Origin of the sequence: Streptomyces sp. NBC_01363 (assembly GCF_026340595.1) — a bacterium.
Taxonomy (GTDB): domain Bacteria; phylum Actinomycetota; class Actinomycetes; order Streptomycetales; family Streptomycetaceae; genus Streptomyces.
In genome coordinates, this window is record NZ_JAPEPF010000001.1 from 3143992 (window position 1) to 3162252 (window position 18261).

15 protein-coding genes and 1 pseudogene are annotated in these 18261 nt (G+C 69.4%); 9 read left to right on the plus strand and 7 right to left on the minus strand.

The features are described from left to right. Positions 1-28: 28 nt before the first annotated feature. The gene (locus OG611_RS14485) at positions 29-1105 is read right to left on the minus strand and encodes a M4 family metallopeptidase (RefSeq protein ID WP_266419438.1); all 1077 of its coding nucleotides are present in this window, start codon (positions 1103-1105) and stop codon (positions 29-31) included. Positions 1106-1399: 294 nt separating this feature from the next. Between OG611_RS14485 and leuA the strand changes: the two genes are divergently transcribed. The 4 genes from leuA to OG611_RS14505 all read left to right on the plus strand — a co-directional run bounded on the left by leuA (position 1400) and on the right by OG611_RS14505 (position 5753). Beyond that, positions 1400-3187: a 2-isopropylmalate synthase gene (gene leuA / locus OG611_RS14490; protein ID WP_266419441.1), complete on the plus strand. Its 1788-nt coding sequence runs from the start codon at positions 1400-1402 to the stop codon at positions 3185-3187. A gap of 240 nt (positions 3188-3427) precedes the next feature. Then, positions 3428-4105, plus strand: coding sequence for a TerB family tellurite resistance protein (locus OG611_RS14495; RefSeq protein ID WP_266419444.1), 678 nt, complete (start codon positions 3428-3430; stop codon positions 4103-4105). 44 nt (positions 4106-4149) lie between these two features. Then, the gene (recO, locus tag OG611_RS14500; protein ID WP_266419447.1) at positions 4150-4896 is read left to right on the plus strand and encodes a DNA repair protein RecO; all 747 of its coding nucleotides are present in this window, start codon (positions 4150-4152) and stop codon (positions 4894-4896) included. A 35-nt stretch (positions 4897-4931) separates the two neighbouring features. After that, the gene (locus OG611_RS14505; RefSeq protein ID WP_266419450.1) at positions 4932-5753 is read left to right on the plus strand and encodes an isoprenyl transferase; all 822 of its coding nucleotides are present in this window, start codon (positions 4932-4934) and stop codon (positions 5751-5753) included. 34 nt (positions 5754-5787) lie between these two features. Here OG611_RS14505 and OG611_RS14510 read toward each other — a convergent pair whose 3' ends face one another. The 4 genes from OG611_RS14510 to OG611_RS14525 form a co-directional block, all read right to left on the minus strand. Then, the gene (locus tag OG611_RS14510; RefSeq protein WP_266419452.1) at positions 5788-6222 is read right to left on the minus strand and encodes a Fur family transcriptional regulator; all 435 of its coding nucleotides are present in this window, start codon (positions 6220-6222) and stop codon (positions 5788-5790) included. Between the two features lie 65 nt (positions 6223-6287). Then, positions 6288-7181, minus strand: a complete 894-nt coding sequence (locus tag OG611_RS14515) for a metal ABC transporter permease (RefSeq protein WP_266419455.1) — start codon at positions 7179-7181, stop codon at positions 6288-6290. A gap of 2 nt (positions 7182-7183) precedes the next feature. Further along, complete coding sequence (locus OG611_RS14520; protein WP_266419458.1) at positions 7184-7966, minus strand: metal ABC transporter ATP-binding protein; 783 nt, start codon at positions 7964-7966, stop codon at positions 7184-7186. A gap of 38 nt (positions 7967-8004) precedes the next feature. Continuing rightward, the gene (locus tag OG611_RS14525; protein WP_266419461.1) at positions 8005-8958 is read right to left on the minus strand and encodes a metal ABC transporter substrate-binding protein; all 954 of its coding nucleotides are present in this window, start codon (positions 8956-8958) and stop codon (positions 8005-8007) included. Between the two features lie 209 nt (positions 8959-9167). Between OG611_RS14525 and OG611_RS14530 the strand changes: the two genes are divergently transcribed. From OG611_RS14530 to OG611_RS14540, 3 genes are all read left to right on the plus strand, one after another. After that, on the plus strand, positions 9168-10550 hold the full coding sequence (locus OG611_RS14530) for a glycine--tRNA ligase (RefSeq protein ID WP_266419464.1): 1383 nt from the start codon (positions 9168-9170) through the stop codon (positions 10548-10550). Between the two features lie 91 nt (positions 10551-10641). Then, the gene (locus tag OG611_RS14535) at positions 10642-10845 is read left to right on the plus strand and encodes a hypothetical protein (protein WP_266419466.1); all 204 of its coding nucleotides are present in this window, start codon (positions 10642-10644) and stop codon (positions 10843-10845) included. A gap of 196 nt (positions 10846-11041) precedes the next feature. Beyond that, positions 11042-11281 carry a DUF6243 family protein gene (locus OG611_RS14540; RefSeq protein ID WP_266419468.1) on the plus strand — a complete coding sequence of 80 codons (240 nt, stop codon included), beginning with the start codon at positions 11042-11044 and terminating at the stop codon, positions 11279-11281. An 88-nt stretch (positions 11282-11369) separates the two neighbouring features. On the opposite strand, the pseudogene OG611_RS14545 reads toward OG611_RS14540, so the two are convergent. Beyond that, positions 11370-11639, minus strand: a pseudogene (locus OG611_RS14545) (MFS transporter); the annotation flags it as partial. Between the two features lie 51 nt (positions 11640-11690). Further along, positions 11691-13175 carry an MFS transporter gene (locus OG611_RS14550; RefSeq protein ID WP_266419470.1) on the minus strand — a complete coding sequence of 495 codons (1485 nt, stop codon included), beginning with the start codon at positions 13173-13175 and terminating at the stop codon, positions 11691-11693. A gap of 70 nt (positions 13176-13245) precedes the next feature. Here OG611_RS14550 and dusB point away from each other — a divergent pair, with 70 nt between their 5' ends. Both dusB and ppdK read left to right on the plus strand, forming a co-directional pair. Continuing rightward, positions 13246-14394: a tRNA dihydrouridine synthase DusB gene (gene dusB, locus OG611_RS14555; protein ID WP_266419473.1), complete on the plus strand. Its 1149-nt coding sequence runs from the start codon at positions 13246-13248 to the stop codon at positions 14392-14394. Between the two features lie 666 nt (positions 14395-15060). Further along, complete coding sequence (gene ppdK, locus OG611_RS14560) at positions 15061-17808, plus strand: pyruvate, phosphate dikinase (protein WP_266419476.1); 2748 nt, start codon at positions 15061-15063, stop codon at positions 17806-17808. Positions 17809-18261 lie beyond the last annotated feature (453 nt).

Sequence of the window (18261 nt, forward strand, 5' to 3'; positions counted from 1 at the left end):
ATGTCCTCCAACGCCGGACGCCCGTGCCCTACGCGGTCGGCACGCCCACTTCCGACCACGCCTTCAGGACGGCCTCGGCCTCGTCGCCCTCGCCGAAGCGGCTGCGGGCCGCGGCGACCGTCAACCGGGCGAAGGACGCGAAGTCCGCGTCCACGGCCAGTTGACCACCTGTGAGCACATCGAACCAGAGCTGCCCGGCACGTTCCCACGCGTTGCCGCCGAGCGCCGTCGCCAGCAGATAGAACGCGCGGTTCGGGATGCCGGAGTTGAGGTGCACCCCGCCGTTGTCCTCGCTGGTGTGGACGTAGTCCTCCATCGACGCGGGCTGCGGGTCCTTGCCCAGCACGTCGTCGTCGTACGCCGTTCCCGGCGCCTTCATCGAGCGCAGCGCGACGCCCTGGACGCGGGGGGCCAGCAGTCCGGCGCCGATCAGCCAGTCGGCCTGGTCGGCGGTCTGGCCCAGCGTGTACTGCTTGACCAGGGAACCGAAGACGTCGGACATGGATTCGTTGAGCGCGCCGGACTGGCCGTAGTAGCTCAGATTGGCGGTGTACTGGGTCAGGCCGTGGGTCAGCTCATGGCCGATCACGTCGATGGCGACGGTGAAGTCCAGGAAGATCTCGCCGTCCCCGTCGCCGAAGACCATCTGCTCGCCGTCGAAGAAGGCGTTGTTGTACTTCTCGTCGTAGTGCACGGAACCGATCAGCGGCAGTCCGTTGCCGTCGATCGAACGGCGGCCGTACGCCTTGAGCAGCAGTTCGAAGGTGGCGCCGAGCCCCGCGTACGCGCGGTTGACGCTCGCGTCCTTCGTCGGCTCCTGGCCCTCGGCACGGACCTTGGTGCCGGGCAGCTGGGTGCGGTGGCGGCAGTCGTAGAGCGTCCGGTCGGGCTTGTCTGAGGCCTCCCCGTCGGTCGCGGGGGCGACGGGCACGGTGACGACCGTGGCCATCTGGCGGCGGGTGCGGCGGGCCGCGTCGCTCTCCAGGGTGCGGCGGGAGGGCCCGGCGAGATCGGGGTTGTCGGACTGCGACAGCTTGTCGAGGACATGGGGCGGCACGATCGTGCAGAAGACGGGGTGGAACCCGTGCGGTGACTGAGGCTGCATACCGCCGACTGTGGCACCAGGTAATCGCGATGTCACTGGTTGCGATCAGGATTGACGAAATGGAGTGATCGGTCACTGTTGGGCGTTTCCTGCGCCCGGTCCCGCATACTGATACGGGACGGACGCATCAGGCGCCTCTCGGTTAGTCTCGTCGCATCATGCGTTTCGGGCTGCTTCTTCTTAGCTGCCGCGGCGAGGGCCTGTAGTCGTAGGCCGACCCCCTCCCCGCGGAGTCTGGTGTTGCAGCGACACAGTCGGCCGTCCCACTGGTTGGACCCCGAGGAGTCGTACGCCATGACCGACGCAAATCCCGCTCAGACCCCTGCTGAAACCGCTGTCGGCCGTCCTACGCCGATCACCAACGCGACTCAGCTGCAGAAGCCGTCCGGGATGCCGATCCACAAGTACGGCACCTACGAGGCCGTCGACATCCCCGACCGCACCTGGCCGGACAAGCGGATCACCGTCGCGCCCCGCTGGCTCTCCACCGACCTGCGCGACGGCAACCAGGCGCTGATCGACCCGATGTCGCCGGCCCGCAAGCGCGAGATGTTCGATCTGCTCGTACGCATGGGCTACAAGGAGATCGAGGTCGGCTTCCCGTCCTCCGGCGAGACCGACTTCGCGTTCGTCCGCTCCATCATCGAAGAGGGCGCGATCCCCGAGGACGTGACGATCTCCGTCCTGACGCAGGCCCGCGAGGACCTGATCGAGCGGACCGTCGAGTCCGTCGTCGGCGCCCGCCGGGCCACCGTGCACCTGTACAACGCGACGGCGCCCACCTTCCGCCGGGTCGTCTTCCGCGGCTCCAAGGACGACATCAAGCAGATCGCCGTGGACGGCACGCGGCTGGTCATGGAGTACGCGGAGAAGCTGCTGGGCCCGGAGACGACCTTCGGCTACCAGTACAGCCCCGAGATCTTCACCGACACCGAGCTGGACTTCGCCCTGGAGGTCTGCGAGGCGGTCTGCGACGTCTGGCAGCCGGAGGAGGGCCGCGAGATCATCCTCAATCTGCCCGCCACCGTGGAGCGTTCGACGCCGTCCACGCACGCGGACCGGTTCGAGTGGATGTCGCGCAATCTGTCGCGCCGCGAGTTCGTCTGCCTGTCGGTCCACCCGCACAACGACCGCGGCACCGCCGTCGCCGCCGCCGAGCTGGCCGTCATGGCCGGTGCGGACCGGATCGAGGGCTGCCTGTTCGGCCAGGGCGAGCGCACCGGCAACGTCGACCTGGTCACCCTGGGCATGAACCTGTTCTCGCAGGGTGTCGACCCGCAGATCGACTTCTCGCAGATCGACGAGATCCGCCGTACCAGCGAGTACTGCAACCAGATGGAGGTCCACCCGCGCCACCCCTACGCGGGCGACCTGGTCTACACCGCCTTCTCCGGCTCCCACCAGGACGCCATCAAGAAGGGCTTCGACGCCATGGAGGCCGACGCGGCCGCCCAGGGCAAGACGGTCGACGATCTCGAGTGGGCGGTGCCGTACCTGCCGATCGACCCGAAGGATGTCGGCCGCAGCTACGAGGCCGTCATCCGGGTCAACTCGCAGTCCGGCAAGGGCGGAATCGCCTACGTCCTGAAGAACGACCACAAGCTGGACCTGCCGCGCCGGATGCAGATCGAATTCTCCCGGATCATTCAGGCCAAGACGGATGCCGAGGGCGGCGAGGTCACGCCGACGCAGATCTGGTCCACGTTCCGCGACGAGTACCTGCCCAACCCGGAGAACGCCTGGGGCCGCGTACAGCTGCGCACCGGCCAGACCACGACCGGCTCCGACGGCCAGGACACGATCACCGTCGAGGCGACCGTGGACGGCGCGGACACCGTACTGACCGGTACCGGCAACGGGCCGATCTCCGCGTTCTTCGAGGCGCTGCAGGCCATCGGCATCGACGCCCGGCTGCTGGACTACACCGAGCACACCATGAGCGAGGGCGCCAGCTCCCAGGCCGCCTCGTACATCGAGTGCGCGATCGACGGAAAGGTCCTGTGGGGCATCGGCATCGACGCCAACACCACGCGGGCCTCGCTGAAGGCGGTCGTCTCCGCGGTCAACCGCGCCACCCGCTGAACCGGCGCCCGCGAGGGCACCGGGCCGCACGGCCGAGGACCCCGTCCACCCGCATCCGGGGGGCGGGGTTCGGCCATCTCCGGGCGGTTGTGACGAGCGAGGTGCTGACGCCGCATCGCGACTGTGGTTAACATCACGTCCACACGGCAATGTTGCCGGAGGGGGCACCTCCCGTGCCCTTGGGGCCACGGGGGAGTTACGGAGGTGTGCGACGTGCGGTCAGCCCTGGGACAACGCGCCATGAAGCTGCGTATCTGCGGCATCCGCACCGTCTGGGACCCCGTCGGCGACGGGGAGTTCTTCTGCCCCGGCTGCGGCGGCGACCGCAACTACCGCCGTCTCACCGGCCGTCGGCGGTTCGTGGTGCTCGGCGTGCCGATGCTGGCGCGCGGCACCGCCGGCCCCGTCGTCGAATGCGCCGCCTGCCGGGAGCACTTCGGCACCGATGCGCTCGACCACCCCACCACCACCCGGCTCTCCGCCATGCTCCGGGACGCCGTCCACACCGTCACGCTCGGCGTCCTCGCGGCCGGCGGCACCACCTCCCGCACGGTGCTGGCGGCCGCGGCCGCCACCGTGCGCGGTGCCGGATTCGACGACTGCACCGAGGAACAGCTCTGCACCGTCGTCGAGGTCCTCACCGCCGACACCGGCCACGGCTCCGCCTTCGACCCCGCGGCCGAGGCCTGCGGAGCGGCCCTCTCCATCGAACTGCACGAGGCGCTGGAACCCCTGGCCCCGCATCTGGCCCCCGCCGGACGCGAATCGATCCTGCTCCAGGGCGCCAGGATCGCGCTCGCCGACGGCCCGTACGGACAGGCGGAGCGCGAGGTGCTGACCACCGTCGGCGGCGCGCTGCAGCTCTGCGCCCAGGACACGGCCCGACTGCTCGCCGAGGCCGCGCGCACCCCCTCCTGACGGCCCCGGCCCCGCCGGCCCTTCCCGTACCGGACAATGGTCGTATGAGCTTGTTCCGGGACGACGGCGTGGTGCTGCGCACGCAGAAGCTGGGCGAGGCCGACCGGATCATCACGATCCTGACCCGCGGCCACGGCCGGGTACGCGCCGTCGCGCGCGGGGTGCGGCGCACGAAGTCCAAGTTCGGGGCGCGGCTGGAACCCTTCTCCCACGTCGACGTGCAGTTCTTCGCCCGCGGCAGCGAACTGATCGGCCGCGGACTGCCGCTCTGCACCCAGAGCGAGACGATCGCCCCGTACGGCGGCGGCATCGTCACCGACTACGCCCGCTACACCGCGGGCAGCGCGATGCTGGAGACCGCCGAGCGGTTCACCGACCACGAGGGCGAGCCCGCGGTCCAGCAGTACCTGCTGCTCGTCGGCGGGCTGCGCACCCTCGCCCGCGGCGAGCACGAGCCGCATCTCATCCTCGACGCGTTCCTGCTGCGCTCGCTGGCCGTCAACGGCTACGCACCCAGCTTCGAGGACTGCGCCAAGTGCGGAATGCCCGGACCGAACCGGTTCTTCTCCGTCGCGGCGGGCGGCGTCATATGCGGCGACTGCCGGTTGCCCGGCAGCGTCGTACCCTCGGCTGAGGCCGTCACCCTGCTGAGCGCACTGCTCAGCGGTGACTGGGAGACGGCGGACGCGTGCGAGGCGCGTCATGTCAGGGAGGGGAGCGGACTGGTGTCCGCCTATCTGCACTGGCACCTGGAGCGCGGGCTGCGCTCACTGCGGTACGTAGAGAAGTGACACAGGCGGATCAGGCACAGGGAGCGAGACAGTTCATGGCAGTACGCGGGATGCTCGGCGGCCGTAACCGGCGCGACTACAAGACCCCGGAGCCGCACCCCTCCGGTGCCACGCCCCCGAAGATCCCCGGCGAGCTGGTGCCCAAGCACGTGGCCGTCGTGATGGACGGGAACGGCCGCTGGGCCAAGGAACGCGGCCTGCCGCGCACCGAGGGCCACAAGGTCGGCGAGGGCGTCGTCATGGACGTGCTCAAGGGCTGCATCGAGATGGGCGTCAAGAACCTCTCGCTGTACGCGTTCTCCACCGAGAACTGGAAGCGGTCCCCGGAGGAGGTGAAGTTCCTGATGAACTTCAACCGGGACGTCATCCGCCGCCGCCGCGACGAGATGGACGAGCTGGGCATCCGCATCCGCTGGGTGGGCCGCATGCCCAAGCTGTGGAAGTCCGTGGTCCAGGAGCTCCAGGTCGCCCAGGAGCAGACCAAGGACAACGACAGGATGACGCTGTACTTCTGCGTCAACTACGGCGGCCGGGCCGAGATCGCCGACGCCGCGCAGCGCATCGCGCAGGACGTCGCGGCCGGGAAGCTGGACCCGTCCAAGGTCAACGAGAAGACCTTCGCGAAGTACATCTACTACCCGGACATGCCGGACGTCGACCTCTTCGTCCGCCCCAGCGGGGAGCAGCGCACGTCCAACTATCTGATCTGGCAGAGCGCCTACGCCGAGATGGTCTTCCAGGACGTGCTCTGGCCGGACTTCGACCGCCGCGACCTGTGGCGGGCCTGCCTGGAGTTCGCCCAGCGGGACCGGCGCTTCGGCGGCGCGGTGGAGGCGGCGCAGGAGCCGACGGGCTGAGCGAGGGGGGTCCGGGGGCAGCGCCCCCGGACCGTCACTTCTTCGCGCCCGCGCACTCCGCGCACGTACCGAAGATCTCCACCGTATGGGCCACGTTCACATACCCGTGCTGAGTGGCGATGGTCTCCGCCCACTGCTCCACCGCGGGGCCCTCGACCTCCACGGCCTTGCCGCACATCCGGCACACCAGATGGTGGTGGTGGTCCCCGGTCGAGCAGCGCCGGTACACGGACTCGCCGTCCGTGGTGCGCAGCACGTCGACCTCGCCGGCGTCGGCGAGGGACTGGAGGGTGCGGTAGACGGTGGTCAGCCCGACCGAGTCACCGCGGTGCTTGAGCACGTCGTGCAGCTCCTGGGCGCTGCGGAACTCGTCCACCTCGTCGAGCGCCGCCGTCACCGCCGCCCGCTGCCGGGTCGACCGGCCGCGTACCGGGGCCGCGTTCGTTCCACTGATCGGCGCCGTCGCCACAGCAGCCTCCTCGTGTCGCCCGTACCTGTGTCGGGCCATTGTGCCAGCCCGTCCGGCCGTCGCGGTCAAACCCGGAGCGCGTCCGGGGCCGGACGGGAGGCCGGTACCTCCAGGGTGCACTCCTCGGACGCCGCTTCGCTCCGGCGTGCGCGGCTTCTGGCCAGCGGGGTCGCCAGCAGCGTCAGGGCGATGAAGACCGCGATGGCCAGCAGCACGATCGTCGCGCCGGGCGGGACGTCCTGGTAGTACGAGGTCACGGTGCCGGCCAGGGTCACCGCCGTGCCGATGACGACCGACAGCACGAACGTCACCTTGAAGGACCTGGAGATCTGCTGCGCGGCCGCGACCGGCACCACCATCAGCGCGCTGACCAGCAGCAGCCCGACGACCCGCATCGCGACGGTGACGGTCACCGCCGCCGTCACGGCGACCAGCAGGTTCAGCGCGCGCACCGGCAGCCCGGTGACCCGGGCGAACTCCTCGTCCTGGCTGACCGCGAACAGCTGGCGGCGCAGCCCCAGCGTCACCAGCAGCACGAAGGCGGCCAGCACGCAGATCGAGGTGATGTCCTCGGAGGAGACCGTGGACAGGGAGCCGAAGAGGTACGAGGTGAGGTTGGCGTTGGAGCCGGTGTCGGAGAGGTTGATCAGCAGCACACCGCCCGCCATGCCGCCGTAGAACAGCATGGCCAGCGCGATGTCGCCGCGGGTGCGTCCGTACCAGCGGATCAGCTCCATCACGACGGCGCCGGCGACGGCGACCGCCGTGGCCATCCAGACCGGGCTGGTGGAGAGCAGGAAGCCGAGGCCGACACCGGTCATCGCGATATGGCCGATGCCGTCGCCCATCAGGGCCTGGCGGCGCTGGACGAGGTAGATGCCGACGGCGGGGGCGATGACGCCGACGAGCACGGCAGCGAGCAGGGCCCGCTGCATGAAGGGCGGATTGAGGAATTCCATGATCAGCTCAGCAGTCCCGTCCGGACGGGCTCGGAGGCCGCGTGGGGGTGTACGTGGTCGTGTCCGGGCAGGGCGTGCTGGCCCAGCGCCTTCGGGGGCGGCCCGTCGTGCATCACACAGCCGTCGCGCAGCACGATCGCGCGGTCGATCAGTGGCTCCAGCGGGCCGAGCTCATGCAGCACGAGCAGCACCGTGGTGCCGGCCGCGACCTGCTCGCGCAGGGTCGCGGCCAGGATCTCCTGGCTGGCCAGGTCGACGCCGGCCATCGGCTCGTCCATGATCAGCAGCTCGGGTTCGGCGGCCAGCGCGCGGGCGATCAGCACCCGCTGGTGCTGTCCGCCGGAGAGCGCGTCCACGGAGTCCTTGGCCCGGTCGGCGAGGCCGACGAGCTCGATGGCCCGGTCGACGGCGGCCCGGTCGGCCCTGCGGAGCAGGCCCAGCCTGGTGCGGGAGAGCCGTCCGGAGGCGACGACCTCGCGGATCGTGGCGGGGACGCCGCCGGCCGCCGTGGTGCGCTGGGGTACGTAACCGATGCGTGCCCAGTCGCGGAAGCGGCGCAGCGGGGTGCCGAACAGCTCGACGGAGCCGCCGGTGAGCGGGACCTGGCCGATGACGGAGCGTACGGCGGTCGACTTGCCCGAGCCGTTGGCGCCGAGCAGGGCGGCGACCTCGCCGCGGTGGACGGTCAGGTCGATGCCGCGCAGCACGGGACGCGCGCCGAGCGTGGCGGTGGCGCCCCGCAGGGCTATCACGGGGTCGGTCGTGGTGCTCCCGGTCTCGGGCATGAGTGCCTCCGATGCTGCTGTGGCGGGTGTTACGGGGGTCACTTCGCGCCGAGCGCCTTCTGCAGGGCGGCGAGGTTGGACTGCATGACCTCGATGTAGTCGGCGCCCTTGGACTTGCCCGTGATTCCTTCGAGCGGGTCCAGGACGTCGGTCTTCAGGCCGGTGTCCTTGGCGAGGGTGCTCGCGGTTCTGTCGCTGGCGAGCGTCTCGAAGAATACGGTGGTGACCTTGTTCTTCTCCGCGACGGTGTGGATCTCGCTGATCCGGGCGGGGCTGGGCTCGGCCTCGGGGTCGACGCCGGCGATGCCCTCCTGGGTGAGGCCGTAGCGCTCGGCGAGGTACCCGAAGGCGGAGTGGGTGGTGATGAACGTCTTGGTGGCGGTGTTCTTCAGCCCGTTCGCGTACGCCGTGTTCAGGCCGTCGAGCTTGGTGACCAGCGCGTCCGTGTTCTTCCGGTAGTCCGCGGCGTGGGCGGGGTCGGTCTTCTCCAGGGACGCGCCCACGCCCTTGGCGACCTCGGCGTACTTCACCGGGTCCAGCCAGATGTGGGGGTCGGCCCCGGCCTCGTCGCCGTGGTGCTCGTGGCCGTGCTCGTCGCCGCCGGTCTCGGTGCCGTGGTCCTCCAGCGTGGTGAGCTTCGAGGCGTCGACGACGTGCTTCGCGCCGGACTGGTCGATGGCGTCGTCCACGGCGGGCTGGATGCCCTTGAGGTACAGGATGAAGTCGGCATCGGTGAGCCCGCCGATCTGCCGCGGGCTGAGCTCCAGGTCGTGCGGCTCCAGACCCGGCCTGGTCAGCGTGGTGACGGAGACGTGCTTCCCGCCTATCTGCTCGGCCAGGAACTGCATCGGATAGAACGAGGCCACCACGTCCAGCTTGTCGCCGTTCTTGCGGTCCGCGGCGTCGGAGGAGGAGCAGGCGGTGAGGGCGGTGAGGCCGAGGACGACTGCTCCGGCGACGGCGGCGGTGGGTATGAGGCGGCTTACGTTCATGACAGTCATTTTCAACAAAACTGGAAACGATTGTCAACAAGGCTGATGAGATGACTTCGAGGCCGACGACGCCGATACCGATTTGATCCAAGGGGCGTGCCCGCCGGTAATCTGAAGCATTCGCCCGCCCGTCTCCCGATCACCACCCCCCCCACTGAGGCGCTTCGCGCCAACCCTGTCCAAATTTCGTCGTAAATGAAGAGAGCACCGTGGCCGCCGACAAGATCGACTCCATCGTCAGCCTGAGCAAGCGCCGTGGCTTCGTCTACCCGTGCAGTGAGATCTACGGAGGCCAGAAGGCCGCCTGGGACTACGGGCCGCTGGGCGTCGAGATGAAGGAGAACCTCAAGCGCCAGTGGTGGCGCTACATGGTCACCTCGCGCGAGGACGTGGTCGGACTCGACTCGTCGGTCATCCTGGCCCCCGAGGTGTGGGTCGCCTCCGGTCACGTCGCCACGTTCAGCGACCCGCTGACCGAGTGCACCTCCTGTCACAAGCGCTTCCGCGCCGACCACCTGGAGGAGGCGTACGAGGAGAAGCACGGCAAGCCGCCCGTGAACGGCCTCGCCGACCTCAACTGCCCCAACTGCGGCAACAAGGGCACCTTCACCGAGCCCAAGCAGTTCTCGGGTCTGCTCTCCACCCACCTCGGCCCGACCCAGGACTCCGGCTCGGTCGCCTACCTGCGCCCCGAGACCGCCCAGGGCATCTTCACCAACTTCGGCCAGGTGCAGCAGACCTCGCGCAAGAAGCCGCCGTTCGGCATCGCCCAGATGGGCAAGTCCTTCCGGAACGAGATCACCCCGGGCAACTTCATCTTCCGGACCCGTGAGTTCGAGCAGATGGAGATGGAGTTCTTCGTCAAGCCGGGCGAGGACGAGGAGTGGCAGCAGTACTGGATGGACCAGCGCTGGAACTGGTACACGGGCCTCGGCATGCGCGAGGAGAACATGCGCTGGTACGAGCACCCGGCGGAGAAGCTCTCGCACTACTCCAAGCGCACCGCCGACATCGAGTACCGCTTCCGCTTCGGCGGCAGCGAGTGGGGTGAGCTGGAGGGTGTCGCCAACCGCACGGACTACGACCTCAAGGCGCACTCCAAGGCCTCGGGCACGGACCTGTCCTTCTTCGACCAGGAGGCCGGCGAGCGCTGGACCCCGTACGTCATCGAGCCGGCGGCCGGTGTCGGCCGGGCGATGCTGGCCTTCCTCCTCGACGCCTACATCGAGGACGAGGCGCCCAACGCCAAGGGCGTCATGGAGAAGCGCACCGTGATGCGTCTCGACCCGCGCCTCGCGCCGGTCAAGGTCGCCGTCCTGCCGCTGTCCCGCAACCCGCAGCTGTCGCCGAAGGCCAAGGGCCTCGCCACCGACCTGCGGAAGAACTGGAACATCGAGTTCGACGACGCGGGCGCCATCGGCCGCCGCTACCGCCGTCAGGACGAGATCGGTACGCCGTTCTGCGTCACCGTCGACTTCGACACCCTCGACGACAACGCGGTGACCGTGCGCGAGCGCGACACCATGCAGCAGGAGCGCGTCTCCCTGGACCAGATCCAGGCCTACCTCGGCGCCCGCCTGCTCGGCTGCTGATCCACCGAGTCCGCTGGACGAAGCCCCCGGTTCCCCGTACGGAACCGGGGGCTTCGTTGCACACTGGGCACTCCCCACCCAGGAGGCCCCGATGCCGTCCATGACCACCAGCAAGGTCAGGAGATGGGACCAGCACGGCCGTGAACACATCGTCCACGTACGGAAGTCGGGGGTGCGGCGGCAGCTGAGCTGCGACACCTGCGGCTGGAGCGAACAGGTGCAGTTCCTGCCCTGGCTCAAGGCCGGGGAACATCTCGCCGATGCCCACCGGGCGACGGTGGACCCGGCGTCCTGAGGCCCCGGCGCGGGGCACGGCACGCGACCGGCCGAAAAGCTGGTGCGGGGGCCCGCCGGGCCGGGGTACGGTTCCGGCATGTCTTCGTTCTTCCAGATCTACGAGTGAGAGCGCGGCGGGCCCGACCACCCGCCGCCCACCGGACCGATTCCAGGTCGCTTCAGACCTCACTTCGCACTACGAACCGGAGAACGCCGTGGCCAAGAGCCGTAACAACCTGCTCGGTGTGGGCGGACAGCGCAAGAAGCTGTCCCGCGCCGAGCAGCAGGGCGCCGGCCCTGCGCGCGACGCCGACCGCAAGACGGCGGCCGACCAGAAGCAGGAGCTGCTGCGCAAGATGCGTGAGCGCGCGCTGTCGGGTACCGCCTCGGAGTCCTCGTCGGACGACGCCGCGCAGCCGGACGCGACCGAGCAGGACGCCCCGGCGCAGAGCTGACGTCCCCTCACCACCCGTACGACCGTGGGCCCGGATCACCTCGTGATCCGGGCCCACGCCCTTGTCCGCGTCCCGTCGCCGCCCGCGCTCACGCCACCCTGCGCGGCAGCCGCAGACTGAGCAGCGTCGTCAGCACCACCGCGGCCAGCTGCACCAGCAGCGTCACGACCAGCGCGTCCCGCATGCCCGGGACCAGGGAGAGGAACAGCGTGCCGAGCGTGGCCACCCCGAGGTCCAGCGCGGCCTGCTGGGTCGTCGTCATCACCCCGCTGCCCACACCGGCCCGCGCGGCCGGTACGTCGGACAGCACGATGCGGAACAGGACGGGGAGCTGGAGCCCCTGCCCGAACCCCGCGATGGTGACATACGCCCCCGCCGACGAGGAGACCAGAGAGCGCCTCCGGCGTCTTCAGGCCCTGGAGCTCGCCGAGGCCTGATCCCCGGCCGGGGCGCCCGTCGGCTTCTCCAGCCGCTGCGCGGTCCGGCGTGCGGTCTCCCGCGCCCAGCGCCCGCTCGTCAGCGCCCCCACCAGCAGCACGCACAGCCCGCATCCGCCGAGGATCCACCAGGCGGGCTTGCTCGCGTCCACGAAGGCCACCGCGTACTCGGCGCCGCGCGGCGACCCGGTCCCGGCCACGCCCGCCGCCAGTACCGCACCGATCACGGCGACCCCGAGCGTCCCGCCGATCTGCCGACTGGTCGAGGCCACCGCGGCCGCCACCCCGGCCTGCGAGCGCGGCATCCCGGAGACGGCCGTGTTGGTGATCGGCGCGTTCACCATGCCGAAGCCGAGGCCGAACAGCACATAGCCGGTGAACAGCAGGAAGTTGTCCGTCTCCGCGTCGAACACGGCGAACAGCAGACCGCACGCCGTCATGGCCACGCCCGCCACGAGGAGCGACAGCCGTGGCCCCCGGCTGCCGACGAGCCGCCCGGACAGCGGTGCGCAGACAAAGGTCAGGGCGGCCATCGGCAGCATGTACAGACCGGCGTGCAGCGCGCTCAGCCCGCGCACGTTCTGCAGATACAGGGTGTTGAGGAAGAGGAACCCGCTCAGCGCGGCGAAGGCGCAGACCGCGATGACGGTGGCGCCGCTGAACGGGGCGCTGTGGAAGAACCGCAGATCGATGAGGGGCTCGGCACGCCGGGGCTCGTACAGCAGCAGCCCGACGAGGGAGCACACGGCGAGCACGGTGAACACCAGGATCCGCGGCGAGGTCCAGCCCGCCGAGGGCGCCTCGATGATCGCGTACGTCAGCGAACCGAGCAGCCCGATCACCAGCAGCTGCCCCACCGGGTCGGGGCGGCGCGGCTTCGGGGCGCGGGACTCGGGGACGTACCGCCAGGTGAGCAGGAGCGCGGCGATGCCGACCGGCAGATTGATCCAGAAGATCGACCGCCAGCCGACCGAGTCCACCAGCAGACCGCCGATCACCGGGCCCGCCGCCATGGAGATGCCGACGACACCGCCCCACACCCCGATGGCACGGGCCCGCTCCCGCGGGTCGGTGAAGGTGTTGGTGATGATCGACATCGCGACGGGGTTGAGCATCGAACCGCCCACCGCCTGCACCATCCGGAACGCCACCAGTGACTCCAGGTTCGGCGCCACGGAGCAGAGCAACGAACCGAGAGTGAAGAGGACGAGCCCGATCTTGAAGACCTTCCGGCGCCCGATCCGGTCGGCGGTGGAGCCCGCGAGCATCAGCAGCGAGGCCAGGACGAGGGTGTAGGCGTCGATCGTCCACTGCATGCCGGCGACGGTGGCGTGCAGTTCCTTCTGCATGGACGGCAGGGCGACGTTGAGCACGGTGCTGTCGAGACTGACGATCAGCAGACTCATGCAGCAGATCGCCAGCACCAACTGCCGTCGGCGGTGACTGAGCTCGGGCATACATGGATAGTACGGTTAACTAACGAACTCCGCTGCCGGAGGGCCCGGCCGCGTACGCGACAATGGAGCAATGACCACGCTCGCCCCCTCGCTCCCGCTGCTCCGGATCGGCCCGCACACGGTGCAGCCGCCGGTGGTGCTCGCCCCCATGGCCGGCATCACCAACGCCCCGTTCCGCACCCTGTGCCGGGAGTTCTCCGGCGGCAAGGGGCTGTTCGTCAGCGAGATGATCACCACCCGGGCGCTGGTCGAGCGCAACGAGAAGACCATGCAGCTGATCCACTTCGACGCGAGCGAGACCCCGCGCTCGATCCAGCTGTACGGAGTGGACCCGGTCACCGTCGGCAAGGCCGTCCGCATGATCGTCGACGAGGACCTCGCCGACCACATCGACCTGAACTTCGGCTGCCCGGTCCCCAAGGTGACCCGCAAGGGCGGCGGCTCGGCGCTCCCCTACAAGCGGCCGCTGCTGCGCGCGATCCTCAACCAGGCGGTCTCCAACGCGGGCGATCTGCCGGTCACCATCAAGATGCGCAAGGGCATCGACGACGACCACATGACCTACCTGGACGCGGGCCGGATCGCGGTCGAGGAGGGGGTCACGGCCGTCGCCCTGCACGGCAGGACGGCCGCCCAGCACTACGGCGGCACCGCCGACTGGGACGCCATCGCCCGGCTCAAGGAGCACGTCCCGGAGATTCCCGTGCTCGGCAACGGCGACATCTGGTGCGCGGACGACGCCCGCCGGATGATGCGCGAGACCGGCTGCGACGGCGTGGTCGTGGGCCGCGGCTGCCTGGGCCGCCCCTGGCTCTTCGGCGATCTGGTGAGCGCGTTCGAGGGCACGGAGACGCGGCAGGCGCCGGAGCTCCGGAAGGTCGCCGAAGTGATGCTGCGGCACGCGACGCTGCTGGGGGAGTGGATCGGCGACGAGACGCGCGGCGTGATCGACTTCCGCAAGCATGTCGCCTGGTACCTCAAGGGCTTCTCGGTCGGCTCGGAGATGCGCAAGAAGCTCGCGATCACCTCGTCGCTGGCGGAGCTCGGCGGGCAGTTGCAGGAGCTGGACCTGGACCAGCCGTGGCCGGACGGCGCGGACGGGCCGCGCGGGCGCACCTCGGGCAACAACCGCGTCGTGCTGCCGGACGGCTGGCTGAAGGACCCGTACGACTGCGCGGGCGTGAGCCCGGACGCGGAGCTGGACACCTCGGGCGGCTGAGAGCCGGTCCGCCGGGGGTGGCACCGGGCCTTTCCCTGGCCGGGCCCCCGGCCCAGTCCCGACCCCGGCCCTTCCGGGCTCTCCCCGGCCCTTCCAGGCACGCGGCGCCTCAGGCACCGCGTGCCTCTTCTTTTGCCTCGCTCATCTGAGCGTCATATTCGGCCGGATTCGGCGGTAGTCCGGCCGCTGGGCGACTCGAACGACTCGACAACAGGCGTCGCACGGCGATTCTGTTCACACTCAGGCCACTTCGGTGATCGCCTTGTGACGGGCAGTCGTCGATCGGGCGTCCGGATGGTGACATCTGAGCGCCGGCCGTAGAGTGATTCTCGCCACCCTGAGAGCCAGTGTGCTCAGATGAGCGCATTTTCGAGGGCTTGACTTCTCAAATGATGGCACTCCGTGCCAGGGGCCTCCACTTTGATCGATCGACGCTTCCACTGCACTGTGTGATCGAACCGCCGGATTTCCATAGCCTTGAGTGATGATTCGTTCAAGAAGTGAAGACATCACTCCGATCGGGCGACAGGTCACGTCACTTTCGATCTGCTGGCGGACGGGTGGTTGAGGCCTCATGACGCGCAAGTGGACGTACCCAGACACCTTCGATCTGGGTATGTTCCTCGCCGTCAGGGCAGCCACCGCGTCCTCGAGGAGTCGAGACCCGTGTCGGAAAACAAAGATCCCCACGTAACCACCCCGGAATCCCGGGAGCCCCAGGGCGAGAAGTTCGTTTATGACTTCACCGAGGGCAACAAGGATCTGAAGGACCTCCTCGGCGGCAAGGGTGCGAACCTCGCCGAGATGACCAACCTCGGGCTCCCCGTCCCTCCGGGATTCACCATCACCACCGAGGCGTGCAAGGTCTACCTCGAAAGCGGCGAGGAGCCGGCCGCGCTGCGTGCCGAGGTCAGCGCGCACCTCGACGCCCTCGAAGCGCGGATGGGCAAGAGGCTCGGCCAGGCCGACGACCCGCTGCTGGTCTCGGTCCGCTCCGGTGCGAAGTTCTCGATGCCCGGCATGATGGACACGGTCCTCAACATCGGCCTCTCCGACGAGTCCGTGGTCGGTCTCACCGCCCAGGCCGGCGACGAGCGGTTCGCGTGGGACTCCTACCGCCGTCTCATCCAGATGTTCGGCAAGACCGTCCTCGGTGTCGACGGCGACCTCTTCGAGGAGGCGCTGGAGGCGGCGAAGGAGGCCAAGGGCGTCACCGTCGACGTCGACCTCGACGCGGCCGACCTGAAGAAGCTGGTCGAGCACTTCAAGAAGATCGTCGCGCGGGACGCCGGACGCGACTTCCCGCAGGACCCGCGCGAGCAGATGGACCTGGCCATAAAGGCCGTCTTCGACTCGTGGAACACCGACCGGGCCAAGCTCTACCGCCGCCAGGAGCGCATCCCGGGCGACCTCGGCACGGCCGTCAACATCTGCTCGATGGTCTTCGGCAACCTCGGGCCCGACTCCGGTACGGGTGTCGCCTTCACCCGCGACCCGGCCAGCGGTCACCAGGGCGTGTACGGCGACTACCTGCAGAACGCGCAGGGCGAGGACGTCGTCGCCGGTATCCGCAACACCGTGCCGCTCGCCGAGCTGGAGTCGATCGACAAGAAGTCGTACGACCAGCTGATGCAGATCATGGAAACCCTCGAAACGCACTACAAGGACCTGTGCGACATCGAGTTCACCATCGAGCGCGGCCAGCTGTGGATGCTCCAGACCCGGGTCGGCAAGCGCACCGCCGGTGCCGCCTTCCGGATCGCGACCCAGCTCGTCGACCAGGGTCTGATCGACGAGGCCGAGGCGCTCCAGCGGGTCAACGGCGCGCAGCTCGCGCAGCTGATGTTCCCGCGCTTCGACGACGAAGCGAAGACCGAGCTGCTCGGCCGGGGCATCGCCGCGTCCCCGGGCGCCGCGGTCGGCAAGGCCGTCTTCGACTCGTACACCGCGGTCAAGTGGTCCCGGTCCGGCGAGAAGGTCATCCTGATCCGCCGCGAGACCAACCCCGACGACCTCGACGGCATGATCGCGGCCGAGGGCATCCTGACCTCGCGCGGCGGCAAGACCTCGCACGCCGCCGTCGTCGCCCGCGGCATGGGCAAGACCTGTGTCTGCGGCGCCGAGGACCTGGAGGTCGACACCAAGCGCCGCCGGATGACGGTGGGCGGCCGGGTGATCGAGGAGGGCGACGTCGTCTCCATCGACGGCTCCACCGGCAAGGTGTACCTCGGTGAGGTCCCCGTCGTACCGTCCCCGGTCGTCGAGTACTTCGAGGGCCGGATGCACGCCGGCGCCGACGACGCCGACGAGCTGGTCGCCGCCGTGCACCGGATCATGGCGTACGCGGACCGGGTGCGCCGGCTGCGGGTGCGGGCCAACGCCGACAACGCCGAGGACGCGCTGCGGGCCCGCCGCTTCGGTGCCCAGGGCATCGGCCTGTGCCGCACCGAGCACATGTTCCTCGGCGAGCGCCGCGAGATGGTCGAGAAGCTGATCCTCGCGGACACCGACGCCGAGCGCGAGACCGCGCTGGAGGAGCTGCTTCCGCTCCAGAAGGCCGACTTCATCGAGCTGTTCGAGGCGATGGACGGACTGCCCGTCACCGTACGGCTGCTCGACCCGCCGCTGCACGAGTTCCTGCCCGACATCACCGAGCTCTCGGTGCGGGTCGCGCTCGCCGAGTCCCGCAAGGACGCCAACGAGAACGACCTGCGTCTGCTCCAGGCCGTGCACAAGCTGCACGAGCAGAACCCGATGCTCGGTCTGCGCGGGGTCCGTCTCGGGCTCGTCATCCCCGGCCTGTTCGCCATGCAGGTACGGGCCATCGCCGAGGCCGCGGCCGAGCGCAAGAACGCCAAGGGCGACCCGCGCGCCGAGATCATGATTCCGCTCGTCGGCACGGTCCAGGAGCTGGAGATCGTCCGCGAGGAGGCCGACCAGGTCATCGCCGAGGTCGAGGCCGCCACCGGTACCCGGCTGAAGCTCACCATCGGCACGATGATCGAGCTGCCGCGCGCCGCGCTGACCGCGGGCCAGATCGCCGAGGCCGCGCAGTTCTTCTCTTTCGGTACGAACGACCTGACCCAGACGGTGTGGGGCTTCTCCCGTGACGACGTGGAGGCCTCGTTCTTCACCGCGTACCTGGAGAAGGGCATCTTCGGGGTGTCGCCGTTCGAGACGATCGACAAGGACGGCGTCGGCTCGCTGGTCCGCAGCGCCGTCGCGGCCGGCCGGGCCACCCGTCCGGACCTGAAGCTCGGCATCTGCGGCGAGCACGGCGGGGACCCGGAGTCGGTGCACTTCTTCCACGAGGTGGGTCTGGACTACGTGTCCTGCTCCCCGTTCCGGATCCCCGTCGCCCGTCTCGAAGCGGGCCGGGCAGCGGCGGGTTCGGCCGGCAGCGACAGCCGCTGACCCGGCGCCGGACCATCTGACCCTCCGCCCCGGAGCCGCCGCCGGCCCATCACGACCCTCAATGGCTCGGCGGCAACTCCGGAACACCCGGAGACGGCGGCACCCTGTGCGGGGGTGCCGCCGTCTCGTTTTGTTCTGGGGAAAATCGTTGTTCGACGTTGTTCCTTTTCTTCACCCATGAGACAGAGTTCGTTCAATAAGCAAAGAATTAGGCCGGGAACGGACCGGGATGCGGTCCATGGATCCCCATCCATGGACCGCACCCGGGTTACCCCCGTCGGGTACGGTGCCGCACCGGCGCCCACCGCCGCCGGGTGAGCGAAACCCCCCACGGCCTTCACTCGCCCTTCCGGTGGTGCCGGATTCGTGCCCGACGCCGTACAGCTTTTCGGGTGAAGGCGGGTCGGTGCGAGGCGTTTCACCTCTGGCCGAAACCCCGTGGTGACGTGCTGT

Bases quoted from the DNA above. Each gene is read 5' to 3' on its own strand.
- OG611_RS14485 (WP_266419438.1), bottom strand. From the start codon at position 1,105: ATGCAGCCTCAGTCACCGCACGGGTTCCACCCCGTCTTCTGCACGATC.
- leuA (WP_266419441.1), top strand. From the start codon at position 1,400: ATGACCGACGCAAATCCCGCTCAGACCCCTGCTGAAACCGCTGTCGGC.
- OG611_RS14495 (WP_266419444.1), top strand. From the start codon at position 3,428: ATGAAGCTGCGTATCTGCGGCATCCGCACCGTCTGGGACCCCGTCGGC.
- recO (WP_266419447.1), top strand. From the start codon at position 4,150: ATGAGCTTGTTCCGGGACGACGGCGTGGTGCTGCGCACGCAGAAGCTG.
- OG611_RS14505 (WP_266419450.1), top strand. From the start codon at position 4,932: ATGGCAGTACGCGGGATGCTCGGCGGCCGTAACCGGCGCGACTACAAG.
- OG611_RS14515 (WP_266419455.1), bottom strand. From the start codon at position 7,181: ATGGAATTCCTCAATCCGCCCTTCATGCAGCGGGCCCTGCTCGCTGCC.
- OG611_RS14520 (WP_266419458.1), bottom strand. From the start codon at position 7,966: ATGCCCGAGACCGGGAGCACCACGACCGACCCCGTGATAGCCCTGCGG.
- OG611_RS14525 (WP_266419461.1), bottom strand. From the start codon at position 8,958: ATGAACGTAAGCCGCCTCATACCCACCGCCGCCGTCGCCGGAGCAGTC.
- OG611_RS14535 (WP_266419466.1), top strand. From the start codon at position 10,642: ATGCCGTCCATGACCACCAGCAAGGTCAGGAGATGGGACCAGCACGGC.
- OG611_RS14550 (WP_266419470.1), bottom strand. From the start codon at position 13,175: ATGCCCGAGCTCAGTCACCGCCGACGGCAGTTGGTGCTGGCGATCTGC.
- dusB (WP_266419473.1), top strand. From the start codon at position 13,246: ATGACCACGCTCGCCCCCTCGCTCCCGCTGCTCCGGATCGGCCCGCAC.